19 protein-coding genes and 1 pseudogene are annotated in these 26,449 nt (G+C 70.0%); 9 read left to right on the top strand and 11 right to left on the bottom strand.

Annotated features, from left to right (window positions below):
• A partial coding sequence (locus HV824_RS25270) for a response regulator (protein ID WP_176424435.1) occupies positions 1 to 373 on the bottom strand: 373 nt, incomplete at its 3' end.
• Between the two features lie 170 nt (positions 374 to 543).
• Here HV824_RS25270 and HV824_RS25265 point away from each other — a divergent pair.
• The 6 genes from HV824_RS25265 to HV824_RS25240 are packed head-to-tail and all read left to right on the top strand — an operon-like array spanning position 544 to position 7,774.
• Positions 544 to 1,026 (top strand): chemotaxis protein CheW, encoded by a 483-nt coding sequence (locus HV824_RS25265; RefSeq protein ID WP_176420578.1) that lies wholly within the window; start codon positions 544 to 546, stop codon positions 1,024 to 1,026.
• Positions 1,023 to 1,397 carry a Frizzy aggregation protein FrzB gene (locus HV824_RS25260; protein ID WP_176420579.1) on the top strand — a complete coding sequence of 125 codons (375 nt, stop codon included), beginning with the start codon at positions 1,023 to 1,025 and terminating at the stop codon, positions 1,395 to 1,397. The genes HV824_RS25265 and HV824_RS25260 overlap by 4 nt, the downstream gene beginning before the upstream one ends.
• Positions 1,398 to 1,402: 5 nt before the next feature.
• Positions 1,403 to 2,656 carry a methyl-accepting chemotaxis protein gene (locus tag HV824_RS25255; RefSeq protein WP_176420580.1) on the top strand — a complete coding sequence of 418 codons (1,254 nt, stop codon included), beginning with the start codon at positions 1,403 to 1,405 and terminating at the stop codon, positions 2,654 to 2,656.
• Between the two features lie 33 nt (positions 2,657 to 2,689).
• Positions 2,690 to 5,011 (top strand): hybrid sensor histidine kinase/response regulator, encoded by a 2,322-nt coding sequence (locus HV824_RS25250; protein WP_176424434.1) that lies wholly within the window; start codon positions 2,690 to 2,692, stop codon positions 5,009 to 5,011.
• Positions 5,012 to 5,048: 37 nt separating this feature from the next.
• Positions 5,049 to 6,053 (top strand): chemotaxis protein CheB, encoded by a 1,005-nt coding sequence (locus HV824_RS25245; protein WP_176420582.1) that lies wholly within the window; start codon positions 5,049 to 5,051, stop codon positions 6,051 to 6,053.
• Positions 6,047 to 7,774, top strand: coding sequence for a CheR family methyltransferase (locus HV824_RS25240; RefSeq protein WP_176424433.1), 1,728 nt, complete (start codon positions 6,047 to 6,049; stop codon positions 7,772 to 7,774). The genes HV824_RS25245 and HV824_RS25240 overlap by 7 nt, the downstream gene beginning before the upstream one ends.
• A gap of 27 nt (positions 7,775 to 7,801) precedes the next feature.
• On the opposite strand, the gene HV824_RS25235 is transcribed toward HV824_RS25240, so the two are convergent.
• Positions 7,802 to 8,122: a polyhydroxyalkanoic acid system family protein gene (locus HV824_RS25235; RefSeq protein WP_140863501.1), complete on the bottom strand. Its 321-nt coding sequence runs from the start codon at positions 8,120 to 8,122 to the stop codon at positions 7,802 to 7,804.
• A 104-nt stretch (positions 8,123 to 8,226) separates the two neighbouring features.
• A complete protein-coding gene (gene phrB / locus HV824_RS25230; RefSeq protein ID WP_176424432.1) occupies positions 8,227 to 9,693 on the bottom strand; it encodes a deoxyribodipyrimidine photo-lyase in 1,467 nt (488 codons plus the stop codon).
• A gap of 168 nt (positions 9,694 to 9,861) precedes the next feature.
• Between phrB and HV824_RS25225 the strand changes: the two genes are divergently transcribed.
• Positions 9,862 to 11,331: a hypothetical protein gene (locus HV824_RS25225; protein WP_176424437.1), complete on the top strand. Its 1,470-nt coding sequence runs from the start codon at positions 9,862 to 9,864 to the stop codon at positions 11,329 to 11,331.
• Between the two features lie 68 nt (positions 11,332 to 11,399).
• Positions 11,400 to 12,545 carry a DUF1015 family protein gene (locus HV824_RS25220; protein WP_176424436.1) on the top strand — a complete coding sequence of 382 codons (1,146 nt, stop codon included), beginning with the start codon at positions 11,400 to 11,402 and terminating at the stop codon, positions 12,543 to 12,545.
• Between the two features lie 328 nt (positions 12,546 to 12,873).
• On the opposite strand, the gene HV824_RS25215 is transcribed toward HV824_RS25220, so the two are convergent.
• From HV824_RS25215 to HV824_RS25185, 7 genes are all read right to left on the bottom strand, one after another.
• Positions 12,874 to 13,452 (bottom strand): DUF1629 domain-containing protein, encoded by a 579-nt coding sequence (locus tag HV824_RS25215; protein ID WP_176424431.1) that lies wholly within the window; start codon positions 13,450 to 13,452, stop codon positions 12,874 to 12,876.
• Between the two features lie 3 nt (positions 13,453 to 13,455).
• On the bottom strand, positions 13,456 to 14,163 hold the full coding sequence (locus tag HV824_RS25210) for an AHH domain-containing protein (protein ID WP_255208328.1): 708 nt from the start codon (positions 14,161 to 14,163) through the stop codon (positions 13,456 to 13,458).
• Between the two features lie 502 nt (positions 14,164 to 14,665).
• Positions 14,666 to 15,604: a pirin family protein gene (locus tag HV824_RS25205; RefSeq protein ID WP_176420587.1), complete on the bottom strand. Its 939-nt coding sequence runs from the start codon at positions 15,602 to 15,604 to the stop codon at positions 14,666 to 14,668.
• A 60-nt stretch (positions 15,605 to 15,664) separates the two neighbouring features.
• Complete coding sequence (locus HV824_RS25200; RefSeq protein ID WP_176424430.1) at positions 15,665 to 16,600, bottom strand: LysR family transcriptional regulator; 936 nt, start codon at positions 16,598 to 16,600, stop codon at positions 15,665 to 15,667.
• Between the two features lie 32 nt (positions 16,601 to 16,632).
• On the bottom strand, positions 16,633 to 18,030 hold the full coding sequence (locus HV824_RS25195) for a DUF1552 domain-containing protein (protein WP_176420589.1): 1,398 nt from the start codon (positions 18,028 to 18,030) through the stop codon (positions 16,633 to 16,635).
• Between the two features lie 5 nt (positions 18,031 to 18,035).
• A complete protein-coding gene (locus HV824_RS25190; protein ID WP_176420590.1) occupies positions 18,036 to 20,354 on the bottom strand; it encodes a DUF1588 domain-containing protein in 2,319 nt (772 codons plus the stop codon).
• A 176-nt stretch (positions 20,355 to 20,530) separates the two neighbouring features.
• Positions 20,531 to 22,357, bottom strand: a complete 1,827-nt coding sequence (locus tag HV824_RS25185; RefSeq protein ID WP_176424429.1) for a monovalent cation:proton antiporter-2 (CPA2) family protein — start codon at positions 22,355 to 22,357, stop codon at positions 20,531 to 20,533.
• Positions 22,358 to 22,990: 633 nt separating this feature from the next.
• Here HV824_RS25185 and HV824_RS25180 point away from each other — a divergent pair.
• Positions 22,991 to 25,831, top strand: a complete 2,841-nt coding sequence (locus HV824_RS25180; protein ID WP_176424428.1) for an ELWxxDGT repeat protein — start codon at positions 22,991 to 22,993, stop codon at positions 25,829 to 25,831.
• A 105-nt stretch (positions 25,832 to 25,936) separates the two neighbouring features.
• Here HV824_RS25180 and HV824_RS25175 read toward each other — a convergent pair.
• Positions 25,937 to 26,449: pseudogene (locus HV824_RS25175) on the bottom strand (permease); the annotation flags it as partial.

The raw sequence follows: 26,449 nt of genomic DNA, 5'->3' as shown, positions 1-26,449 counted from the left end.
TGCCCAGGGCGGGGGGGCCAATCAGACCCATGACCCCGCCGAGCACGGCTTCGAGCCCGCCGCTCTTCAGGATGTAGCCGTCCGCCCCCGAGGCCCGGGTCTTCCCGTCCAGCTCCGCCTCGGAGATGTCGGAATAGAGGACCAGCTTCGCGGTGACCTTCTTCTGCCGGCGGAGGTACTCCACGACGTCATCGCCGAACATCTCCGGCATGTTGACGTCCATGAGGATGAGCGAGAACGGCCCCTCGGCGAGCTTCTGCTCGAGGCTGGCAAGGTCCTGCGCGCCGCTCGCCTGGTAGCCGGCGGCGGTGAGCGCCCGGACGGTGAGCTCCACCAGCATCGGGCTGTCATCAATGACCAGTACGCGCGACATCGTCCTCCTCAAGGGCTTCGCGGTGGAACCCTACACCTTTGGTGCAGCGCGGACCATCGAAACGGCGACCAGGCGGGCTGTCCGTCGGGTCCTCTTGACCGCTATTCGCCGCCTCCGGATACTTTGGCGCCTTGACCACGACCTCGACTCCCCTCCAGCGAGCACTCCGGATGGCTCCGGACCGCGCCTTGGCCGCCCAGGCCCGGCCGGAGCAGGAGTTCTTCTGCTTCCGCGTGGGCGACCTGCGCCTGGGCGTGCCCAGTGAGAACGTGCTCGAAGTGCTTCGGGCCGGTCTGCTCACGCCCTTGCCCCGGACCCCGTCCTTCATCATGGGCGTCACCGGCCACCGGGGCGAGGTGCTCCCGGTGCTGGACCTGCTGCGCTTCCTCTCCAAGGGAGAGGCCCGCATCGGCCCGCGCACCCGCCTGTTCGTCGGCGTCACGGGCAGCTACGTGGCCGGCGTCGTCGCGGACACGGTGCTGGGGCTGCGCCGCATTCCCGTGGCGGAGATCCTCCCGCCGCCCCTGGGGGGGGACGCCGCGGCCGAGCACCTGCTGGGCGTGGTGCAGGCCAGCGGCAACCAGGAGGCCATCAACCTCCTCAACTTCTCCAAGCTGCTCCAGACGGCGCGGCAGCGGGCGGTGGCGCGGTGAACGACGACGCCCTCCATGAGAAGGAGGAAGAGGTGGACCTGCTCTTCTTCGACATCGGCGTCACGCTCTACGGCACGGATGCGTCCCAGGTGCTGCGCATCGACCGCGCGCTGCCGGAGGACCTCACGCTGCCGGAGCTGGGCCTGCTCCACCGCGGCGGTCGCGCCATCGTCTTCGACACCCCGGAGGGTGAAGCCCACCTCAAGGTGGACGCCGTGCACGGCGTGCGCTCCATCCCCGTCAATTCCTTGCGCCGGATGCCCCCCACGGCCGGCGCCGCAGCCTACGCAGTCGGTGTGTGCCTGGAAGAGGCCCGCACCGTGTTGCTCATCGATCTGGTCGAAACCGCAAGGACTCAAGGAAGGCACTGAGACACATGTCCCTGGACACCCCCAACGAGAAGCCCGCAGGCAAGGCTCGCGCCCGGAAGGCACCCGCCTCCAAGGCCGGCGCCACGAACGCGGCGTCGACCCCGCCATCCACCAAGGCCATCACCGACACGCTGCTGACGGTGCTGTCCGGCAACCTCCAGGCCCGCGTGCCCAAGGAGCTGGTCGGGGAGTCCAGCGCGGAGCTGGCGCACCTGCTCAACCAGGTGCTGGACCAGTTCGCGGCCTCCGAGCACCGCAAGCACGTGGCGGCGCAGGAGATTGACCAGGCGCTGGACGCGCTCATCGGCCTGGTGCGCGAGGGCGACCTGTCCCGGTGGAACACCACCACGGAAGACCCCCAGCTGGGGCCCCTGCTGGAGGGCTTCGGCAAGGTCATTGAGACGCTGCGCACGTTCGTGCGGGAGATCAACGAGGCGGCCCTGAGGCTGTCCTCGTCCGCCAACCAGGTGCTGGCGGCCTCCACGCAGCATGAGACGTCCTCCACGGAGCAGGCGGCGGCCATCCACGAGACGACCGCCACCATGGAGGAGCTGAAGCACGCGTCGGCGCAGATCGCGGAGAACGCGGGCAGCGTGGCGCGCGTGGCGGAGGAGACGCTGGGCGCGGCGCGCGCGGGCCGGGGCGCCATTGGTGAGTTCATCCAGGCCATGCAGCAGATCCGCAGCGACGGCGTCGCGGTGGCGGACTCCATCGCGAAGCTGTCCAAGCGCGTGGAGCGCATCGGCACGGTGGTGGAGGTCATCGACGAGATCGCGGACCGCTCCGACCTGCTGGCGCTGAACGCGGCGCTGGAAGGCAGCCGCGCGGGTGAGGCCGGCAAGGGCTTCTCCATCGTCGCGGCGGAGATGCGGCGCCTGGCGGAGAACGTCCTGGACTCCACCAAGGAGATCAAGAACCTCATCACCGAGATTCGCGAGGCCACGGCCGCCGCGGCCGGCGCCGCCGAGGCGTCCAAGGCCGCCACGGAGTCCGGTGAGAAGCTGGGCGCGGTGGCCGCGCAGGCCGTGGAAGGCATCCTCGCTGGCGTCCAGGAGACGAGCGACGCGGCCCGCGTCATCAACCTGGCCACGCAGCAGCAGCGCACGGCCACCGAGCAGGTGGTGGCCTCCATGGCGGAGATCGAGGACGTCACGCGCCAGACGACGCAGGCCTCGAAGCAGGCGACGGGCGCGGCCGCGGAGCTCACGCAGTTGGCCGGACGGCTGGCCGAGCTCATCAAGCGGTTCAAGGCCGACTAGCGCTTCCTGGAAGGGGAGGGGCGTACGTTGGCCATGGACACCGAGGCTCTCAAGAAATCCCTCCTGAAGAAGTTCCAGGAGGTCACCGCCGACCGACTCCAGAAGATTCAACTGGGGGTGTTGGACCTGGAGAAGGAGACCGCGGACCAGGCCGCGGAGGACGTCGCGCGCGAGCTGCACACGATGAAGGGCGAGGCCCGCATGTTGGGTCTGGCCGCCATCGGGCAGTTGGCGCACGCCGCCGAGGACGTGCTGCGCGCCGAGCGCGAGGGCAAGACGGCCACCGAGGTGGCCACCGACGTCCTGCTCAGGGCGTGCGACGTCCTGTCCGATCTCAATGAAGACCTGTCCGGCGCCAACACGGGCAACCCGGCCAGCGAGGAGATGGTCCGCATGCTCGCGGAGGTCTCCGGTCAGACGCCGCCGGCCATCGCTGGCGCGCGGCCCGCCGCGCCTCCTCCCGCGCCGCCGCCTGTCGCCGCGCCCGGGGTGGCACCGGCGGCCGTCGCCGCGCCGCCCGTGCAGGCTCCGGTGGCCGCGTCCCCGCCTCGTGCCCCCGGGGCCGAATCGGTGGCGCACGCCGCTGCCTCCGCGCAGCCGGCGGCCGGGGCGCACGGCCGTGACGAGGAGGCCCCGAGCGCCGCGAAGTCCGCGGTGGCCGACCGGAGCATCCGCGTCAACGTGGAGGTGCTCGACTCACTGGGGTTGCTCGCGGGCGACCTGCTGGTGGAGAGCGCCCGTGGCCGGCTGCGCAGCTCGGAGACGGAGGCGTTGTTCGAGCGCTTCAGCCGCCTGGGGGACCGCTTCCTCCGGCTGGCGGAAGTGGTCGACATCTCGAACGAGGTGCGCGAGCAGCTGGACCGCGTGGAGAGCGACCTCCACATGCTGCGCGACGACGCGTTCCGCTTCGTGCGCCGCAACGACGACGGCATCAACACGCTGCACGGCAACCTGGCGAAGATGGCGGACCACGTGGCCGAGGCCCGGCTGGTGCCGCTGGCCACCGTGTTCGACGCCTTCCCGCGCGCCGTTCGCGAGATGTCGCGCACGCAGGGCAAGGAAGTGGACCTGGTCATCGAGAACGCCGACATCGGCGTGGACCGGTCCATGCTGGGTGACGTGCGCGACGCGCTGGTGCACCTGCTGCGCAACTCGGTGGACCACGGCGTGGAGTCCCCGGACACGCGCCAGCAGCTGGGCAAGCCGCTCAACGGCCGCATCCGCGTCCGCGTGCGCGTGGACGGCGACATGCTCCACATCGAGGTGGAGGACGACGGCCGCGGCATCGACCCGGAGCGGCTGCGCCAGGCGGCCATCTCCAAGCGGCTCATCAACGCCGTGCAGGCCGCGGCGCTGTCGGAGCGCGAGGCCATCGAGCTCATCTTCCGCCCCGGCTTCTCCACCCGCGACCAGGTCAGCGAGCTGTCTGGCCGTGGCGTGGGCATGGACGTGGTGAAGCGCAAGGTGGAGATGCTGGGCGGCTCGGTGGGCGTGAACAGCCGCATCGGCCGTGGCACCACCATCACCCTGCGCCTGCCGCAGTCACTGGCGTTGATGAAGGTGCTGCTGGTGCGCCTGGGCGACGACGTCTACGGCATGCCCGCCGCGGACGTGGAAGCCGTCATGCGCGTCAAGCCGGATGACCGGCTGGAGATCTTCGGCACGCTGGCCGTGCGGCACCGTGGCAAGCCCACGGCGCTGGTGGCGCTGGGGCCGCTGCTCGGCCTCAACGGCGGCAACCGCTTCGACAAGCCGCCCGCGGTGGTGGTGCGTCACGGCGAGGACCACGCGGCGCTGGTGGTGGACGGCTTCGTGGATGAGCGCGAGGTGGCCGTGAAGCCCTGCGGCGGCGAGTTCCTCAAGGGCGCGCCCTTCATCGCCGGCACCGCGGCGCTGGAGGACGGCCGCATCGCCGTGCTGCTCCACGTCCCGGACATCATGGCGGAGGTGCGCCGCATGGCCCGCCCCGTCACCCAGGCCCCCGCCGCCAAGCGCCTCCGGGTGCTGCTGGTGGATGACTCGCCCATTGCCCGCGCCACGGAAGGGGCGCTGGTGAAGGCGCTGGGGCACTCGGTGGAGGAAGCCCAGGACGGCGAAGAGGCCTACGTGAAGGTGCAGAACAACACCTACGACCTCATCCTCACGGACGTGCAGATGCCCAGGCTGGACGGGTTCTCGCTGGCGCGGCGGCTCAAGTCGACGCCCGCGGTGGCCCGCATTCCGGTCATCATCCTGTCGTCGCTCGCCTCTCCCGAGGACAAGCGGCGCGGGTTGGATGCGGGCGCGGACGCGTACCTCGTCAAGGGTGAGCTGGGCGTGGAGGTTCTCGCGCAGGCCATCGACCGGCTGACCTGAGGAGCCAGGCTTGGGCGGTGGCGCGGCGGTCGCAGGAATGGCGTTTCGGGTGCTCATGGTGGGCAAGGGGCTGCGTGCGCTCGCGGCCCGGGGCCTGTTCGATGGGGAGTCCCTGGTGCCCGTGGGGCCGGCGGAGGTGGACTTCGCCGGCGCCCTGGTGGCCGTGCAGCGGCACTTCCCGGACGTGGTGCTGGTGGACCTGAGCGCGCTGGACGCGCTGCCCGCCATCGAGCACGTCATGGTGGAGCGGCCGGTGCCGGTGCTGGCGCTGCACCCCGGGGTGTTGTCCGGCCAGGAGGCCTTCCAGGCGATGGTGGCGGGCGCGCTGGACGTGCTGGAGCGTCCGGCGAATCCCGGGCCCGAGTTCTGGGCGCACGTGTCGCGCAGGCTGGTGCTGCTGGCGCAGGTGAAGGCGGTGCGCCAGGTGCACACGCGGGCGCCTCCGCAGACAGCGCGCGACACGAAGCCGCCGCCGCCGTTTCCGCTGGTGGCCATCGCCGCGTCCCTGGGCGGGCCCAAGGCGGTGGCGCAGGTGCTGCGGATGATTCCGCGCGCCTTTCCGGCGCCCATCGCCTACTGCCAGCACATCAGCGACGGCTTCACGGAAGGGCTGGCGCACTGGCTGGCCAATGAAACGGCGCTGCGCGTGCTCGAGGCCGAACATGACGTGGTCATGGAGCCGGGGGCGGTGTACATCGCTCCGTCTGGCAGTCACCTCCTGGTCAGACCGGAGGGCAGGTTGGAGCTGGACGCGGGCCCCGCGCTTCGCGGTTTCCGGCCGTCCTGTGACATGCTGCTGACCTCCGCGGGGGAGTCGTTTGGCCCGCGCTGTATCGGGGTCATCCTGACGGGCATGGGGCGCGACGGGGCGCGAGGGTTGAAGGAGATACGAGAGCGCGGCGGCCGGACCATTGCCCAGGACGAAGCGTCGAGCGTCGTCTGGGGCATGCCGCGCGAGGCGGTGTTGATGGGCGCGGCGCACGAAGTGCTGCCACTGAGCAGGATTGGCGCGGCGCTGATGCAGTGGGTGGACGTGTGTTGACGGCGAGCCAGAGAGTCTTGCAACAACTCGCCGCGCTGCTGCTGGAGCGCGCGGGGCTGAAAATCACGCCGGATGGCTTCCACAGCCTCCGGCTGGCGCTGTCCGCGCGCATGCCCGTGCTGGGCCTGGACGAGCCCGAGCACTACATCCAGCGCCTGACGGGCCCGGGCGGCGAAGAGGAGCTGCGCTCGCTGTTGCCGCTGGTGACGGTGGGGCACACGGAGTTCTTCCGCGACGGGAAGCAGTTCCGCGCGCTGGAGAAGCGCGTGCTGCCGGAGCTGGTGTCCCGTTCGCGGCGGGAGATGCGCAAGGTGTCCATCTGGTCCGCGGGCTGCGCGACGGGTGAGGAGCCCTACAGCCTGGCCATGGTGCTGGCGGAGCTGGGCGCGCTGTCGCTGGAGGTGGACCTGTGGGCCACCGACCTCAACCTGGCCGCGGTGGAGGCCGCGAAGCAGGGGCGCTTCACCTCGCGGCGGGCCATCAGCATCAACCAGGACCGGCTGACGCGCTTCTTCAAGCCGGTGGAAGAGGGCTACGAGGCGCTGCCCGCGCTGCGTGATTACATCCGCTTCGACGGGCAGAACCTGGCCGTCCCCGTCTTCGACAAGGTGGCCCTGTCGTCGCTGGACCTCATCCTCTGCCGCAACGTCATCATCTACTTCGACCTGCCCACCATCCGCGGGTTGATGGACCGCTTCCTCGCCGCGCTGCGGCCAGGCGGCTTGTTGTTCCTGGGGTACTCGGAGAGCCTCTTCAAGGTCTACGACCGCTTCGAGATGATCGAAGTCGAAGGGGCGTTCGTGTACCGCCGCCCGCTGAACGACAAGAGCATGCGGGTGCCGCCGCTGCGCATCACCCCGTACCCCGGCGAGCCCGACGTCTCCGTGCGCAAGCGGATGCAGCCCGAGGACGTCCCGTTGACGACGCGGCTGCCCGCGGTGGCGGCGCCTGGCGCACCCAGCGTGACGCTGCCGGCGGTGGGGGCCTCCTCCAGTCCGCGCTCCGTGGTGCCGGGGCGGCTGCCCGCGGTGTCGCCTCACTCGCCGCTGCCGGCCATCGCCGCGCGCGCGCGGGTCACCTCGGAGCTGCCCACGGTGGGGAGTGTGGACTCCGCCCGTCCGCGCATCACCACCGAGCTTCCTGCGGTGGACTCCTCGCCGCGCGCGCCCACCGTGGAGGTGCCCGCCTGGCCCACGCTGCTGCCTCCGGCGGAGCGGCTGGCCATGGCGGTGCGGAAGATGGCGCAGGGGGATTTCTCGGCGGCCATCGCCGGCGTGCAGCGGCTGCTCGCGGACGAGCCCAGTGATTTGGACGGGCTGCTGACGCTGGGCAACCTGTTCTCCCTCACCGGCCGCATCCCCGAGGCGCGCGAGGCCTTCGCGCAGGCCATTCAGCGCGAGCCGCTGTGCGTGGAGGCGCGGGTGTTCGGTGGGGTCGCCGCGTTGCAGGCAGGGGAGTTGAGCGAGGCGCGCTCCGAGCTGGGCAAGGCCCTGTTCCTGGAGCCCACGCTGGCCATTGGCCACTACCTCCTGGCGCAGGTGCACGAGCGCACGCAGGACCATGAGGCGGCGCGCCGCAGCTACCGCAACGCCATTGCCCAGCTCCGCTTTCCGCAGCGGCCCCTGGCGGGGCACTACCCGGAGATGCCGGACTCGGCGGATGCCATCTCTCGCGCGGCGCGCTACGCCCTGGCCGCGCTGGAGGAGCAGCCCCTGCGCTGAGGCAGGGGCCGCGTCCCGGGCTTCACGTCAGTCCAGGCTGCTCTTCACCTGGTCCAGGCTCTTGCTCGGGTCGAGCACCGAGCCGAACTTCTTCTGCAGGTAGCTCTTGGCCTGGCCACGCAGCAGCATGCCAGGGTCGGTGCCTTCACCCTCGACGGCCTTGTCGGTGATGACGAACGAGGCGTCCATCTGGATGCCCATCACCTTGCCGACGATTTTCGCGCCTTCCCCCTGCCAGTCCGCCTTCACGCCGTACTTGCCGCCCCAGTACTGGAGCAACTGTTCGACGCGCTGCTTGACCTCCTCCTTGGGGAGGGAGTGGGGGATATCGAACTTCATCATTCCCATGGCTGGCTCCAAGTCTCGGTGTCCCGCTTCGAGCGTTTAGCCGTGCCCGCGCGGGAATGGAACCGCCGTGTCACTTTTGGGCGCGCGGATGTCAACAGGCTTGCTCACGGGCCTGCCGTCTTGCGGACGCGCTTGAGCTTCACCGGTGGGTCCTCCGGGCGGCCCCAGCGCGCCAGGTAGGGTGCCAGGTTGTACTTGGCCGCCGTGCGCGGGGAGCTCATGGGGCGCACCTTGCCCAGCACCTTCCGCTCCTGGAAGGGGCGGTCATGCAGTCCCAGCACCCACATGAAGTTGGCGACGCTCGCGGGGTCCCTGCCGTCCACCGCGTACTTGTCGTTGAGGAACGCGATGCGTTTCAGCGCTTCCTTGGGGGCGGGAGTCCACTCCAGGATCTTCTTTCCCCACAGCATGCGCAGGTAGTTGTGGATGCGGCCACGCTCCACCAGCTCGCGCTGGGCCGCGTTCCACAGGCCGTCCGCGGTCCGCGCTGTCTCCAACTGCTTCAACGAATAGCGGTGCTCGCGCGCGTCCTCCTGGTGGTGGGTGAGCGTCTCCTTCGCCCACGGCGGCAGGGAGTCCACGGAGAGCTGCTGCGGCCCCGGGGTGTGGAAGCAGTAGTTGAAGCCCAGCTCGCGGCGGACGAGCAGCTCCTCCAGGAAGCCCTGCACCGAAGCGTCTTGAGCGCCGCGAGCGCGGATGGCGGCGCGCGCGGCCTCGCCGGCGAAGAGGTTGCCCCAGTGGAAGAAGGGGGACAGGTTGGACTGCTGCGCCAGGCCCGGGTCGCTCCGGCCGGCGGCATAGCCCTCCAGGCGTTGGTTCACGAAGGCCTGGAGCGCCTTGAGGCCCGCCTTGCGTCCTCCGCGCTCCGCGACGGGCGCCACCGAGTGGTCGAAGTCGAAGGCGTCCAGGGACTCGCGGGCCTCGCGTGCGTCCGAGGTGGCGAAGTCCGGCGCCAGCTTGCGTCCGGCCGCGGCGGCCTTCACCGCGCGGTTGGGCACGGCGAGGTCCAGGTACTCCGGCCACAGCTTCTTCAGCTTGGGCCGCAGGGTATAGGCGCCAACCTGCCGCGTGGCGATGCGCTGCATGGGCACCACGCAGGACGCATCCACGGCGAACAGCGGCACGTCCAGGGCCTTGGCGGCGCCGCGCAGGTGGCCCGGGATGATGAACGTGGGGAACAGGTCCGACACGATGGCGGCGGCGCGCCGACCGAGCGAGGCCAGCCGGGGACGGTGCTCCTTCGCGGTCCGGGGCAGCTCCAGCCAGTAGGGCAGCCCGCGCGCGGCGCAGCCCGCGGCCATGTCCATCATCCCCTCCAGGGCCCAGGCGTGGAGCCGGTCCGAGGCGTAGGGGTAGTCCGGCCGGATGGCCTGATAGACGACGACGGGCAGGCCCAGGTGGTTGCCCAGGGCGATGGCGGCATCCAGCGCGTGGTTCTGCTCGGCGCGGTGGTTGACCATGCACCAATAGAGGACGAAGTCGCGGCGGCCGGAGGGGAGGGGGAGGTCCTTCACCACCTGCACGCGCGCTGAGTCGACGCCGAGTTCGGACCACGAGAAGCCTTCAGGCATGGGGCCACACTGATACGCGAGCCGCATTCGCGTCGCGGAAGAAAAGAAGTGCGTGGCTGTGAACGAGGGGACAGGGAAGGTCGGAGGGGACTCCAATTTCCGGCACCCGAGGACAGGTTGTGGTTTTCTGCCGCCCGGCCGGACCGAAGGAGTCCTTGCGTGTCATCAATGAGAAGCTGGAGCTGTCTCCCCATCACCGCCCTCGCTCTCGCGCTGGTCCTTCCGGAGCCCGCGAAGGCGCAGGCTGGCGGAACCTATCCATCCCCGGGGTCCGCGCAGCCACCGTCTGCCCCCGCGGGTTACACGGCGCCTCCGCAGCCCACGTATCGCCAGACGGAGCCGCAGCAGCCGGCGGACCCGTATGCGCCGCCGCCGGCGTCCGCGCAGCCGGTGGACCCGTATGCACAGCCGCCGTCCTCCGCGCAGCCGGTGGACCCGTATGCGCAGCCGCAGCAGCCCTCGGCGGATCCGTATGCGCAGCCGCCGTCGTCCGCGCAGCCGGTGGACCCGTATGCGCAGCCGCCGCAGACGCAGCAGCCCGCGGACCCGTATGCGCAGCCGCCGCAGACGCAGCAGCCCGCGGACCCGTATGCGCAGCCGCCGCCGCAAGGCTATCCCCCGGCGCAGAACGCCTATCCCCCGTCGGATACGCAGGACCCGGCTCGCGCTCCGGACGACTCCTCGACGGCGAGCGACGCGCCCACGCTGCCTCCGGATCCGGACTCGCTGCGGACGAAGCCGCAGTCGCCGCTGACGCCGGACGACCAGGCCATGGCGAAGCGGGGCGTGCCTCCCGTTGAAGACACCGGGGTGATGCTGGACGGCAGGCCGCGCCAGGGGCCATTCCTCTCCGGCCCGGGCAGCTTCAGCTTCATCGTGCACCACACGACGCTGGGTGCGCTGGGGGGCTTCTTCACGCAGGCGTTCGCCAGCGACTTCAACTTCGACAAGAGCTCGCGTGAGGCGATGCTCGCGGGCACGCTCATCGGCGCGGGTCTGGGCTTCGGGGCCTCGTCGTGGTGGCAGTTCAACAACTGGGTGGACCGCCCCATGGCCACCTTCGGCATCGCCAACTCGGTGGTGGGCGGCATGTTCACCGCGGGCCTGATGGACCTCTTCACGCAGGACGCGGGCATCCTGACGTGGTCCGCCTTCCTCGGCGCGGAGCTGGGCGCGTGGCTCACGGCGGGCCTTGGCGGCGGACAGCTCCCGCTCAATGACGGCTTGCTGATTTCGTCCGGCGCGGGCTGGGGTGCGGCCTATGCGTCGCTGCTATTGGCCATCGTCCACTTCTCCGGGACGCCCGTGTCTGGCAAGACGTGGCGGGACACGCTGTTGCTGGCGCCGGGCATCGGCGCGGGTGCGCTGGCGTTGGCCACCATGCGCTACAACCCGACGCCGTCTCAAATCGTCCGAGCCAACATCTTCGGTGGCGGCGTGGGCGCGGTGGTGCTGCTCCTCTCCGGCCTGGTGCTGGGCGGGTTCGATCAGTCCACGCCGTACGTCCTGTCGTTCCTCGGTTCAGCGGGTGCCATCACCACGGTGAGCCTGCTGTGGGAGGAGAGCGTGGACCGCTCCGCCCTGAAGATGGCCGGCCGCTCAGAGAAGGACCGGCCGTACACGAACGTCTGGTGGTAGACGCGGCCTGAGGCAACCTGGCGAGCGCCATGGCACGGCGGGGCAGGAGGCACCACCTTCCCCCCGACATGGCGCGCGTCAATCCATTCTCGGCCCTCCTCGCCTCGCTGCAGCCCTCGCTGGAGCCCAGCAGCTACGTGCCGCGTGGCAACGCGGTCCCTCAGCCGTCCCACGTCCGGCCGCTGATGGAGGCGGCCAACCCCACGGCGGAGCTGCGGCGCCTGCGGGACTCGGGCGCGCTGCTGAGGGACTCACGCCCCGCCATGTACCTGGTGGAGGTGCAGGGGCCCGCTGGCAAGCTCGGCGGCCCACCGGTGCGCTTCCTCCTGTGTGCCTTGAACCCGGATGCGGGTGCCTCGCTGGAGCATGACCCGTACCGGCCCAGGGCCTGGGAAGCGGAGCCCGCCGTCACCCTGACGGCGGATGACCATGGCGTGCTGCGCGGCCTGCTCGCGGAGGCCTCCGAGCGCGCCATCGTCGTGTGGGAAGGGCGCTACGGGCAGAACACGCTGTCGCTGCGGCGCATCGAACCTTCGCCCGTGTCGAAGCGGCTCCAGACGGTTCTGGATGAAGCGCCCATGCGCCCGTTGGCGGCGCTGGATGAGCGCGGCCCGACGCTGGCGGCCGTGGTGCCACTGTCCGACCCAGGGCTGGAGCTGCTGCCCATCCACCGGGCGCTCAAGGGCGTTGAGACCTTCAAGGAGGAGACGTTTCTCACGCTGGTGACGGCGTATGCGCGCGTCTATGAGCTGGACGAGCCGCTGAAAACACCGCGCGGTCTGGCGGTGGCGCGAGAGCGTCTGGCCACGCTCATCAGCGGGCACCACGCGGTGCTGCTGGTGTTGCCGGGAGGGCGAGGCCGCATCCTCCGGTTCCGTCAGGGGTTGGACCTGGCGCACCTGAAGGGAGCGCCGCGCAATCCCACGCTGCGGAGCCTGGACCTGGCGCTGCTCAACGCGCTGGTGCTGCGGACCGTGCTGGGCATCAAGGATCCGGAGGCGCCGGGGCACGCGCAGGTGTACCCGGTGCAGGGGCTGGAGTCGCTGGTGCAGGGCGTGGAGTCGGGGATGTTCCAGGCGGGCTTCGCCCTCAACCCGCCACCGCTGTGGGAGGTGCGCGCGGTGATGGAGGCGCAGGCGACGCTGCCACCCAGCACGCTGCGGGTCGAACCGTTGCCGCCGGCGGGGCTGCTCTACCTGGACCGGGAAGCCTGACGGGTTTGCGTGAGGCTTCTGAGCCAAGGCCCGCCGGAGAATCTTCCCCGGCGTGTTTCGCTTGAGCTCCAACCGGGGCCCGGGGAGACGCTGGATTCGATGTGTGGCGGCAGCGTGCAGGTGCTGCAACGCTGTCTGGGTTACCGCTTCACGTTGGACCCGTCTCAACCGCTGTGAGCGCGAGGTGTCGCTGGTGCAAGGGGACCTGCGCCGGGTGGTGACGCAGTCGCGGCGGGCAGCTTCGCGCACGTGCTGCTCAATCCGCCGTATCAGCGGCCCGCCGCTCTGTCCCGCCTTGAGGTTGAGCTCTGCGCTCCGGTGGGCCGCGTCAGCGGAACGCCGACGAGGCGCCCCACTCCGTCACGGGGATGAAGCGAAGCCCCACCGGAGGTGGCGACAGGGACAGCGCCCGGTCCACCACCGTCCGGTGGAAGAGGTGCACGGTGTCCTCCTCCAGCATGAAGGCGCGCCGCTCCTCTAGCGGCACCTCCTGGAGCACGGCTTCGTCGAGGACGAGCTTGTCGAGGCTCAGAAGGACGTGGCCCACCTCGGTCTCCTCGAAGACGGAGCGCTGCCGGTCCATGCACGGGATGGTCCGCCACATGTGCATCAACCAGTAGCGCAGCACCGCGTCACCAGCCTGGACGTCCGCCGGGACGAACTGGACACCGGGAAGCTCGGCCGCGTCGAGCGCCTCCTTCAGTCGCGTGGAGACGACGGGTGATGGCAGACTGTGGTGGTCCACCATGACGGGCCGCGGGGGGACGGGCTCCCCCAGCTTGAGCTTCACGGGCGCGCTGACCCTGACCGGTGAAGGCTTCAAGAATTGGAGGTACTCCTGGTCCCACGTCAGCAGCGGATGCTGCTGGGAACGCTCGCGCATCAGGACGAAGTAGTCATTCTGCATCGCCTACTCCCCCACCTGAAGCGTCCGTCGAACGAGAGGCGCCCCTGTGCCCCCATGACGCGAGTTGTGCTTGCGCCCGCGCGGGCAGGAGCGCCTCGGCTTGTCCTGGATACTCGACGCACCAGCACACCCGTTGCCGCCGGCCAGGTAATCGAGTCCGTCCGTGGTGAGGCTCCATTGGCCGCTCACCAGCTTGCTGAGAATGGTGCGACTGAGCCTGTCCAACTCCTTCGTGAGCCCGGCGGGGTCGGCACAAAAACGCCCGCGCGCGACGGCGCGGGCAAACCCTGAGAGCAGTAGCTTCACAGCATTCGGGTACGCCAGGTCCATGTCGAAGGCCCACCCTCCTGCATGAGGACCGATGTGGATGGGGACATGGAGCTCGCACGCCACCGTCATTACCATGGGCAGCATGACCCCATTCTCCCGCCGGTTGATGTCGTAGCCGAAGTCTCGGCAGAGCTTCGCCCACTGCTCATCCTCCGCCATGGCCTCGGAGCAGATGAGGTGGTGAGCGGCGATTGACCAGCGCCCCGTGTACCAAGGATGCTCGTTGGCTTCCCGCTCCGCCAGGAGGTTGTCACGCAACTCACGGGAGTTGCCAAGGTGGTCGCCCCATCGCCTTGCGAGCGTGTGCCACGGCCCCCCGCAGTACTCGCAGGGCGGCAAATCCAGCTCCTGCGGCCATTTCTTCGGCTCGGAACCGAACATCCGAAGTGGGACGCTACGAGCGAGGGCGGGCATACCCGGAAGCACACACCCGACGCGCCGCCTATTGAATGGCACGCGAGTGCAGGCGAACGCGCACTTTCCCACAGCCCGCCGAGCAGCTCACGGACCCGAGCCGATTGCCTCGCGCTGCCTCACCGCGCGGAGGAACTGCAAAAGGGACGTTGGGACGCCGAGCACCTCGAGGATTTCCTCCCGGGTGGTGAGTCCGCGGAGGTGGATGCCGTTGAGGCACCCGTCGCAGATGAAGTCGGCATCCGTGGCGAGCTCCCACGCCTCGCGGGCGGCACCATGGACACAGCGCCCACACGGGCACGGCCGGGAGCATCGCTCGGGAGGCCCCGTCAGCGGCCCTTCTCGGCCCCTCCGCTTCAGCCCTCACCCTCAACAGGGCCTCTCTCCCGCCGATACGTTGACGCCCCCGGGACGGTGTGTCCCGGAGGCGCCAGCACCCCTTGCGCTATGTCAGCCGCCGCGCGCCCCGTTACTCAGGAATCCCACCGAAGGCGCCCGACTCGAAGTCGTCGATGGCCTGGATGAGTTCCCGGTGGTTGTTCATCACGAACGGCCCGGTGTGAGCGATGGGCTCGCGGATGGGCTCGCCCGCGAGGACGATGAAGTGCGTGTCCTCGTCGGCCCGGAGGGAGAGGGTCTCCCCGTCGTTGGCGAACACCGCGAGCTCTCCGCTCCGGATGCGCTCCGCGTCCACCGTCACGCGGCCGTTGGCGACGAGCACCAGGGCGTTGTGGTTCGACGGCAGCGACAGGTTGAAGTCCTCGCCCGCGCGCACCTTCACGTCGAGCATGGAGATGGGCGTGAAGGTCCTGGCGGGCCCCTTCGCGTCACCGTAGCTCCCGGCGATGATGCGCACCCGGCTGTGCTCCGAGGCCTCACCGCCTCCTTGAACGGGGACCACCGGAATCTGCTCCTTCGTGAGGGGCTGGTAGCCCGGAGCGGACATCTTGTGCTCGCGAGGCAGGTTCACCCAGAGCTGGAGCATGTGGAACGTGCCCCCGCGCCGGGAGAAGTCGTGCTCGTGGTACTCCTCGTGGAGGATGCCGGACGCCGCCGTCATCCACTGCACGTCCCCGGGACCGATGACGCCGGAGTGGCCCGCGTTGTCGCGGTGCGCGACGTGCCCCTCGAAGGCGAGCGTCACCGTCGCGAAGCCACGGTGCGGATGCCAGCCGACGCCCCGCTGGCCCTTCGCCAGCGCGGGGTAGTCATGGGGCGGATGGTAGTCGAGCAGCAGGAACGGACTGGTCCGCTCCTGGCGCAGGCCGCCGCTCGGCACGAGGGTGTGGACGCGGAAGCCGTCACCCACCCAGTGCAGCTCGCCGCCACCATGGACACTCTCCAGGGTGCGGGGGCGGGAAGTGGCTCGAGGAGAAGTGGGGACGCTGACTTGGGTCGTGGTGCTCATGGCTCCAAACCTAAGCGCCGAGCCCCGTCTGTAAATCGCTCCAGGTCGTGATGCTTTTCATCACGTCGTGTGATGGTCCGCGCCCCCGAGCGCGAGCTGGCACAGCGAGGTGAGCCGGTTCGAGGCCCACATCGCCACCGGGCCCAGCGGCGTGCCCTTGCGGCGCACCAGGGCGAGCGGGCGCTGGGGTGGGGGACCTCCCTCCCAGGCCGCCAGTCGCAGCGCCACCAGCCGTCCGGCGGCGAGGTCGTCACGGACGAGGTGCTCGGGCTCGTGGCCCCAGCCGACGCCGCCGACGAGGAGCGCGTGCTTGGTCATCAGGTCCGCGACACGCCAGAGGCGCGAGCCGATGACGCCCCGGTCCGCCGTGCCCGTCTTGCCCTCCGACAGCCGCTCGCTCAGGACGATTTGGATGGCGGAGGCGAGGTGCGCCTCCGTGAGGACGCCCTTCACCGCCGCGAGCGGATGCGAGGGCGCGGCGACGGGGAGCATCTTGAGGAGCGCGATGGGGCGCTGCTCCAGGCCGGTGAGGTCCAGGTCCGCGCCGGCGATGCCCAGCGTCGCGCGCCGCTCGCGCACGCGCTCCGTCACCGCGGACAGCAGCTCCACCTCCAGCGCCAGCTCCACACCCGGGTGCGTGCGCGCCAGCTCCCGCACGAAGTCCAGCAGTGCGTCGGTGGGGAACATGGCGTCCACCACCAGCGACAGCTTCGTCTCCTCGCCGCGCTTGAGCCGGCCCACCACCGCCTGGAACGAGGCGAGGTCCTCGTGGAGTCGCTGCGCCGCCGCGACGACGGCTTCTCCCTTCGCCGTCAGACGCGGGACGCGCCCGCTCCGGTCGAAGAGCCGGAGGCCGAGCTGCTTCTCCAGCCGCTGCATGGCTTGACTGACGGCGGGCTGCCCCTGGCCGAGCTTCCGGGCCGCCGCGGAGAAGCTGCCCTCCTCGGCCACCGCGCGGAGCGTACGGAGCTGGTCGATGGTGGCGCTTTCAAGCATGACGTGGAGCCCGCCCAGCCCACGCTGACGGCTCAGCCATACAGCTCGCTCAGCGGTCCCGGCGCGATGCGCGTGCTGCCCTCCTGCCCGAAGGTGTTGAAGTCCGCGTCTCCGAACGCGTGGCCGAGCGTGTTGAAGAGGTTCGAGACCTGCCGGTTCCGGGCCGCGTCGTACTTGGGGTACACGACCGTGCGCCCGTCCGTCTTCAGGCCCAGCGCGTTGCCGCCCACCACGAGCTTCGGCCACTCACGCGAGGTCGAGTGGTGCTGCTCGCCGTTGTCGGACATGAAGACGATCGCGGTGTGATCCAACATCGAGCCACTCGCGCCGACCTCGGGCGTGGCGGCCAGCGTCCTCGCCAGGTTCGCCACCAGTTGCACGTGACGGCGGGTGACCTCGGCGACGCGATCCCAGTTCTGCCCCGCATCCAGGCCGTGCTGCAGGCTGTGTCGCGGGACGTCGGCCACGTCCGGGCCGTAGGCCACGTCGAAGCCCGAGGTCCCCGTCGCCAGCACCACCGTGTTCGTCAGCCCGCCCAGGAGGGACGCCGTGGCGATCTGGAACTGCGCCTCGAACCACTTCAGCGAGTCGGGCGGTGAGCCCGCGCCGGTGATGAGCGGGTTGTCCTTCGGCGCCAGTGGCAGGTAGGGCCGCACGCGTTCCGCCATGCCTTCGAGCTGATCCTCCCGCGCGCGCAGCGACTCGAGCGAGGAGAGGTAGCGCTCCAGCTTCAGCCGCTCGTTGGAGTTGCCGCTGAACTCCGCCAGCGCCTTGCGCGAGTCGGCCAGCGCGAAGTCGAAGAGCATCTTGCGATCGCGCCCGTTCGTCGAGCCGCCGAGCAGCGAGCCGAAGGTGCTGTCGAACGCGAGCGACGGGTTGACGATGATGCCCGCGGGCTTGCGGGGTCCGAGCGCGCAGGTCTCGTACACGATCGACACGCGCGCGGAGCTGGTGCCCAGGCGCAGCACGTCGAACGGTGCACCGCGGCGCAGGCGAGGTGCGATCACCGCGTCGAAGGTCGCGCCCGCGCCGTTCACCGCGCAGCTCAGCCCGCCCGTCCCGCTGGAGTGCCCGCCACCCGCGATGAGGTTCGAGAGCCCCAGCAGCACGGCGGAGCGGTTCACCAGGTCGATGTTGCCGGAAGACGCCGCCAGGGGCCCGAGGCTGATCGCGCTGGCGAGGTTGTCGCCCTCACGCACCAGCGGCGTGTCCTTGTACGCGTCCCAGAAGAGGCGGTCGGAGGTGTTGGCGCGCCCCCCCAGCGCCGCGCGGGTGCCCGCGCTCAGGAGCGCGCGGGGGTAGACGCCATTGCACTCGAGGACCAGCACCAGGCGCGCCGGCAGCGCTGGCGACTGGGCGTAGACGTCGCGGAAGTAGGGCGCGAAGAGGCCGGCGGCCATGCCCTGCAGGACGGTTCGTCGCGAGAACATGGCGGTCACTCTCCAGCCTGCGGCACACGCCGCGTCTTCCAGGTGTCGCTGGTCATCAGCGTGGTCAACATCTTGGAGAACGAGCCGTTGTTCTCATCATAGGCCTGCTCCATCCGCGTCAGCGTACAGGCGTCGCTCGGGTTCTCCGGGCGGCCCATGAAGTAGCGGAAGGCCTGCCGCATGAAGCAGCGCTTCACGTGCCGCGAGGTCGCCAGGCGCTCGCTCAACTCCACCGCGTCGCGCACCGGGCCGTCCAGCCCGGGGTCCGGCATCGACGTGAGCGTCGAGCTCCCGTCCGGCGTGGTCCAGCCTCCGCTGGGCGAGTGATCCCGCGCGCGCAGGAAGCCCGCGTGGTTGTAGATCTCGAAGGGCAGGCCGAGCGGCTCCATCAGGCGGTGACAGCCCTGACACTGCGACCCGGCCGTCGCCTCCTGCAGGCGGCGGCGCGCGTTCTTGTCGGCGGCATGAGCGCCGACCTGGGCTGCCACCTGCACGCTGCTGAGCGGTGGGACGAAGCCGCACAGGAGGTTCTCGCGCACCCACTTGCCGCGGTGGACGATGGACGGATCGTCCTCGAAGTTTCCGCCGTGCGCGGCCAGCCACACCGGGTGGGTCAGCACGCCCGCGCGCTCGGTGGCGGGCAGCGTCTTCCAGCGGCCCGCGACGGTCGCCGGGAGAATCTCGCTGACGTTGTAGGGGTGCGAGAGGCCCTTGTGCGAGTCGTACGCCGCCTGCTGCATGGAGGGCACGTAGAAGGTGCGCGTGGTGAGCAGGTTCGCCAGCACGTCCTGATCCTCGACGACCACTCGCGCGATCATGTCGTCGAACTGCTGGATGAAGGTCGGCTCCAGCGGATGGAAGTTGGTGAGCAGGTTGTCGTACGAGACCGAGCTGATGTAGCCGAGCCCCTCGAGCTCGAAGCGCGAGGTCGCCGCCGGGGACTCCTTGAACACCGCGGCCACGTGCGCGTAGCCGAGCCACTCGCGGAAGAAGCCCGCGACGCCGTCACCCAGCCAGTACTGCCCGCGCTTGGAGCGCTGCTCCTCGTTGTAGTCCTGCACCAGATCGAAGCGCGGTGTCCCGTTCTGGTGGGCGTCGACGCCGCCCAGGTACTTCTCGATCAGCGCGGTGGTCGTCGCATCCTGCTTGAGCGAGCCATCCTTCGCGGCGGTCGCCACGTCCGCCAGATGCCCCTCGAGGGGCGCGGAGTAGTGCGGCCACACGAAGCTCGGCGTCGCCGAGGGCGCGCGCCCCGCCAGCGCGTAGGCCAGCTGGGAGCCCAGCTCCAGGCTGGTCAGCTCCACGCGACCGTCGGCCGGCTCGGCGCCCATCTCGCGGCGGAACATGGCGCCGGTCATCATCCACGCGGCGTTGGAGATCCGCGTGATGGAGTCCGCGCGGTTTCGTGGGGAGTGGCTCGGCTCCTGCGCGATGACCGTGGTCGCGAAGTCGGTGAGGCGCGTGAGCTCATCCTCGGTGGGCGGGCGGAAGAAGATGCCGAACTCGAGCATCTGGCCAAGGTGGAAGCGCTTGCAGGTGTCGCTCGGGTTCGCGTCGTCGAACATGCAGCGGAAGCGTCTGTCGGTGAAGACACGCTCCATCCGGTTGCCGTCCGGGTAGTTCATCGTCCACGGCGAGGCGGCCGCGCCGACCACCGGCAGGAAGAGCTCCACCGTGGCCTCGTCCAGCGTCTCGTCCGTGGCCCAGGAGCTGTACTGCTCGATGGCGCTGGGATCGAGCGGGTTGTCGTAGAAGCTGAACCCGGTCCAACTGCGCTCGACCGAGCCACCGACGTTGCGGGTGAACTCGCGCCGGTTCAAGCGGCGGATGCGCGTCGGCGCATCCGAGCGCACGCCTTCGGTGCAACTGAAGAGCGCGGACTGATCGAGCAGGTTGGGCTCGGGCACCACGGTCACGTCCGGGCCACCCGTGCCGCTACAGAGGGGCATCCCCTCGCCGATCCAGGTCTCGAGCGCGGCGAGCTCGGCTGCGCTCGCGCGCTCATGCGAGGCTGGCGGCATTGGAGACGCGTCGTCGCGCATGCGGATGAGCGCGCGCTGGGCGTTGCTGAGCCTCCCATCCATCGCCGAACTCACCCGCATGTCGTGCAGGGTGCGCAGCGGCATCGTCGCCCCCTGGGTCGGCAGCGCGCCGTGACAACTGGCGCAGCGCTCGGCGAGCACCGACTGCACCACGCACGCGGCGCCCAGGTTCCCCCCGGGCTCACCGGGGTTGCCAGGGCCTCCGGTGTCGGTGTTTGGCTCGACGGAGCCCTTGCACGCAACGAGGCTCAAGAGTCCGGCCAGCAGGAGGACGCGGTTCATCCGGCCAGACTGGCACGGATGGCAGGGGGGATAGCAAGCAGTCCCGGCAAAGCGGGCTCAGACCTGCCTGGGCACCCTGTGGTGGCGCGCAGGTGCGCTTGCCGTCCTCCCCCTCGACAGGGCCTGGTACGGCGCGATCGCCAGCAGCGATGGCGCCGCGCCCCTGCGCCTCGCGCCTACTCGTTCCTGCCCTGGGTCGCTTCGGCCGTCTCCGGGGTGAGCGGCGTGGCGGCCTTGCGCGGAGGCGTGAACGGCGTCGGCGTCGGGCTCGGGGCGATGTTGCCGATCAGCAGGCGCGCGCCCGCGGTGAGTCCCCCGGCCAGCTCCAACTGCACGCGTTCCGCATCGCGGCGGCGCACCGCCTCGACGATCTCCAGTGCGTCTTCCTGCGGAACGCCCAGTTGGCACAGCGCGTGCTGGCCGAACTTGATCGCCGATTCGAAGGTCTCGCGCACCTGCATGTCGACGCCGGCGTTGAGCAGTTGCAGGGAATGTTCGCGATCGAAGGAGCGCACGAGCAGCTTCGCCTGGACGAACTCGGACTTCACCAGCTCGACGATGCGGTTGGCGGCCTCCTTGTTGTCGACGCACACGGCGATCACCTGCGCGCTGTCCGCGCCCGATGCGCGCAGCACGTCCAGGCGCGTGCCGTCGCCGTAGTAGATCTTGAAACCGAACGTGCCGGCGCTTCGGATCATCTCCACGTCGTTGTCGATGATTGTCACGTCCACGCCGCGCGCGAGCAGCGACTGGCTCGCGACCTGGCCGAAGCGGCCGAAGCCGATCATCAGCACGCTGCCCGACAGGCCTTCGGCGATGTCCAGATCGTCGATCTTTTCTTCCTGGCGCTTGAGCCACGGACGCACCGCGAGCACGACCACGGGCGTCAGCGCCATCGACAGCACGACGATGGCGGTGAGGTGGGCGTTCTGCGCGGCGGCGATCACGCCGCTGGCGGCGGCGGTGGCGTACAGCACGAAGGCGAATTCGCCGCCCTGCGCCATCAGCGTGGCGCGATCGAGCGCTTCGTGATGGCTGGAGTCGGTCAGCCGCGCGACGGCGTAGATGCACAGCGCCTTGACCAGCATCATCGCCAGCACCGCGCCGAGGATCAGCGCCCAGTTGTCGCGCACCACCGACAGGTCCAGCGCCATGCCCACGCCGAGGAAGAACAGGCCGAGCAGCAGGCCGCGGAACGGTTCGACATCGGCTTCGAGCTGGTGGCGGAACGTCGACTCCGACAGCAGCACGCCGGCGAGGAACGCGCCCATCGCCATCGACAGACCGCCCAGTTGCATCAGCAGCGCCGACCCCAGCACGACGAGCAGCGCGGCGGCGGTCATCACCTCGCGCGCCCGCGCCGCGGCGAGCAGGCGGAACAGCGGATTGAGCAGCCAGATGCCCGCGGCGAGGAGCGTGACCAGCACGCCAGTGGCAATGCCTATCGAGGTCCAGCGCGAAGCCTCGCTGCTGGGCTCGCCCGGCGCGAGCAGCGCCACCAGCACCAGCAGCGGCACGATCAGCAGATCCTCGAACAGCAGCACCGAGACGATCTTCTGTCCGTGGGGCAGGGCGATGTCGCCGCGTTCGCCCAGCAGCTGCATGACGATGGCGGTGGAGGTCAGCACGAAGCCCATTGCCCCGATGAATGCGACCACCGGCTCATCGCCGAACAGCAGGCCGACGCCGGTCAGCGCCGCGGTGCAGGCGGCGATCTGCAGCGTGCCCAGGCCGAAGATCTGCCGACGCAGGCTCCACAGGTGCGAGGGGCGCATCTCCAGGCCGATGACGAAGAGGAACATCACCACGCCCAGCTCGGCGACGTGCAGGACCGCCTGGGGGTCGGAGAACCAGCCCATCCCGAACGGCCCGATCGCCAGCCCCGCGGCGAGGTATCCCAGCACCGAACCGAGCCCCAGTCGCTTGAACACGGGCACCGCGACCACCGCCGCGCCTAGCAGGGACACCACCTTCACCAGATCGTTCGAGCCCACGTCCGCCATCTGTTTCCCCAAATCATGTGAACCGCACCGTCCCGTGAAGTCTACACGGGACGCTTTCGCGTGGAGTTTGCCCCGCTCAGCGCTCGCCCAGGGACTTGCGCGGCGATGCCGCTACGGGGCGCGCGGTGCTCGATGAAGAATTTCTCGGCCATCCGGCTCAAGTGGAGGAGGCGGTCCTGATGGAGCGCCTCCTCGGAGTCGTCCCCGGGCAGGGGAACCTTCGCGTCGCGCACCAGGATCCGCCCGGTTTACGTCGCCGCCGCCCTGCTGCTCACCACGGTGCGGGGTGGCGCCAGTCGAACCACGGCGGACGACGTGGACTCCGATTGAAAGGGGTGTCGGCGGGGAGCGCTCGCACTGCCCGCAGAGGGGGGATTGTCGTCCTCCACGTCATTCCCAGATTCCAGCGCTCCATGGCTGAAAGTCTTCACAAGCCCCTAGGAGGGCGCGATGTTCCGATGGTCGAAGTGGAGACTGCTGGCGTTTTTTGTTGTCTGTCTTTGTGCTGGACGTGGCACTGCGGCGGACGCACGGCAATCCATTGAGCGCCGGCACCCGGTGCCCATCTGCCCGACGCCGCGGTGCGCTCCGGCCCTGCCCGTCAAGGACATCCGCTTCGGACGGAGCTCGAGCTTGCCCGGCGCCTTCGTGGACCTGGGCGGCACGCTGTTCTTCACCGCCACGGACCCGCTTCACGGCCGCGAGTTGTGGCGGAGCGACGGCACGGCCTCCGGCACGGTGCGAGTGAAGGATATCTACCCCGGTCCAGAGGACGCGTTCCGCGACTTCGATGACGAGCTGTTCATTTCCTTCCGGCCGCTGGTCGTGATGGGCGGCGCGATCTACTTCATGGCCAACGACGGCGTGCACGGCGATGAGCTGTGGCGGAGCGACGGCACGGAGGGGGGCACGGTCCTCGTCAAGGACATCCAGCCCGGTGAGGGGGGCGGGTTCCCCAGGAACCTGCGCGTCGTGGGCGACACGTTGTTCTTCTCCGCGTTGGACGACATCCACGGCTTCGAGCTGTGGAAGAGCGATGGCACGGAGCAGGGCACCGTCCTGGTGGCGGACATCGCTCCGGGGCCGGAGGGCTCGACTCTTTCTTCCTTCGCCCACCTGGGGGACACGCTGTACTTCTCCGCCGATGACGGCACGCATGGCTCCGAGCTGTGGAGGAGCGACGGAACGGCCGAAGGCACGGTGATCGTCAGGGACATCGCCGAAGGTTCGGAGGGCAGCTCACCGTTCTGGCTGACGGCGGTGGGGGACACGCTGTACTTCGTCGCGGAGGAGGCGCTGCACGGCCGCGAGCTGTGGAGCAGCGATGGGACGCCCGAGGGGACGATGCTCGTCGAGGACATCGTTCCCGGCACGGAGAGCTCGAGCCCCTGGGCACTCATCACGACGGGAGGGCGCCTCTTCTTCTTCGCCCGCACGCCAGCGACGGGCGAAGAACCCTGGGTGAGTGACGGGACGGAGTCGGGGACGTTCCTGCTCAAGGACGTCTTCCCGGGCCCCGAGGATTCGTACCCCGACATCGACCCTTCGCGTTTCCGCACGACCCTGGAAGGGAGCCTTGTCTTCAACGCGGACGACGGCATTCACGGCGTCGAACTGTGGAAGAGCGATGGGTCACTCGGGGGCACGGTGCTCGTCAAGGACATCAACCCTGGCGCGGCCAGCTCGGTTCCGTTCCTGCCGGTGGCCGTGGACGGGACGCTCCTCTTCGCCGCCCGCGACGCGAAGGGCCGTGACGAGCTCTGGCGGAGCGATGGCTCGGAGGACGGCACCTACCGCATGCGCACCGTGACGGGGGGGCCTCGCATGTCGGATCCCCGAGGCTTCACCGCCTCCGGCGAGTCCGTCTTCTTCCTGGCCTTTGACGACAACATCGGTGGGGAGCTGTGGTCCTTGCCGCTGGCCTCGCTGGGCGACTGCGGCACCCAAGCGGGGAGTCTGGGCCTTCACGAGACGGGGGCCGGCGGCCTCGGCCCCTGGGCCGCCATCCTGGGGCTGCCCGTGCTCGCGTTGAGCGCGTTGAGCGGGCGGCGCGGGAGGTGGCCGCTCATGGCGGTGATGCTGCTCGCCGTGTCCGGGCTGGCCTGTACGTCCGTCGACTCCGAGGAAGGGTCGCCCATGGACGACGAATCCGGGACGCCCGAGGTGACGGACTTCCATTCGAGCTGCAAGGGGCCCGTGCTCGTCAGGGACATCGCCGCCTGCATCGAGGACTCGACGCCGGAAAACCTGGTGGACTGGCGGGGCACGCTCTACTTCACCGCGAATGACGGCCGCATCGGCACCGAGCTGTGGCGGAGCGACGGCACGCGGGGGGGCACTCGGCGCGTGGATGACATCGCCCCCGGACTCGCCGGCTCGGACCCTCAGGAGCTGACGCCCGTGGGCGGGCTGCTCTACTTCTCCGCCGACGACGGTGTGCACGGCCGCGAGCTGTGGAAGAGCGACGGCACCGCGGCCGGAACGCGTCTCGTGGAGGACAATGTCCCGGGCCCCCAAGGCTCGGCGCCGCGCAGCCTGACGGTGGCGGACGGGAAGCTCTTCTACGTCGCCGTGAATGCCAGCTACGACGCGGATCTGTGGAAGAGCGATGGCACGCGGGGCGGCACGACGCGTGTGAAAGAGGGAGTCGCTCCCTGGGACCTCGTGGCGCTGGGACGTCTCGTCATCTTCACCGCGTATGACCCGGAGACGGGCTCCGAGCTGTGGCGGAGCAACGGGACGCGCGCGGGCACCTACCGGCTCGCGGACCTCGTCCCGGGGCCCGGCAGCGCCAATCCCATCTTCCTGACCGCGGTGGGTGACAAGGTCTACTTCGCCGCCTTCACCACCGAATTCGGTGGCCGCGAGCTGTTCGTCACGGATGGGACATCCGCGGGGACGCGGCTGGTGAAGGACATCGTCCCTGGCGACGAAGGCTCGTACCCGGAGGGCTTCGTGGGCCTGGGCGACACCGTGTACTTCACCGCCACGAGCACGGGCCCCACGCCCGAGCTCTGGAAGAGCAATGGGACGGCGGCGGGCACCGTGCGCGTCGGGACGGTGTCGCCGGTTCCCTTCTCGCTGGTGGCGGCGGGCGGCCAGGTCTTCTTCCGTGGCGGCGCAGACGGCGTGGACGTCGAGCTGTGGCGGACCCAGGGGACGGCCTCGGGGACGCGGAGGGTGAAGGACATCGTCCCGGGCCCCGAGAGCTCGGACCCCCAGGACATGACGGCGGTGGGCGACTGGCTGTTCTTCACCGCCTTCCAGGCGGACACGGGCCGCGAGGCGTGGCGCAGCGACGGGACGGAGGCCGGCACGGTGCGCGTCGCGGAGCTCGTGCCGGGCCCGCTGTCCTCCTACCCGGGCGGCTTCACCCGTTCGGGCTCACGGGTGTACTTCGCAGGGGACGACACCGTGACGGGAGACGAGCTGTGGGCCCTGCCGCTGGCCTGTCTCCCGCCGTCACGGAAGTGAGGTCAGGCCGCCGCGTCCTTGTGGTCCTGAATCATCTCCAGCACGAGGGATACGGAGCGCCCCATGCAGTTGTCGTCGCCAAGGACGTGGATGGCGCCGCGCGGCTCAAGCGGACAACAGGCCCCACGCGATCGCCACGGTCTGGATGACGGCGAAGCTCAGCAGCCCGGCCGGAAGGAACTCGGCGAACCCGAAGCGGATGAGGTTCCCCTCCGGGTCTCTCAGCGCCGCGCGTTCGGTGAGCGCCTGGGCCAGCGGTCCGGAGGTGGCAGCGGTCAGGAACAGCGAGCTGCCGGCGCACACCGACAAGGCCAGCCCGATGTAGACCGCCTCCGGAGAATGCTGCTGTGCCAGGCGCTCGGCCACCTCCAGCAGCGCGGCCATGCTGGGGCCGGCGGAGAAGACGCCGGTGAGGAGCCCGGCGGCGACGAAGAACACGCACAGCTGCGCCAGCGGTGAAATCGGCAGCGCCTGCAACCAGCCGGCGGCGTCGGCGAACAGGCCGCTGCGCCCCACCGCGCCCACCATCACGAACAAGGACAGCAGGAACAGCGCCGCCTCCATGTCGATGCGCGTGCGCACAATCCGCTCGCCCAGCCCCCCCGCGAGCGCGAGCGC

The sequence above is a fragment of the Myxococcus sp. AM009 genome (assembly GCF_013372605.1).
GTDB classification, from domain to species: domain Bacteria; phylum Myxococcota; class Myxococcia; order Myxococcales; family Myxococcaceae; genus Myxococcus; species Myxococcus vastator.
Note: the sequence above shows the minus strand (reverse complement) of the source record. Positions and strands in the feature narration are given on the sequence as shown.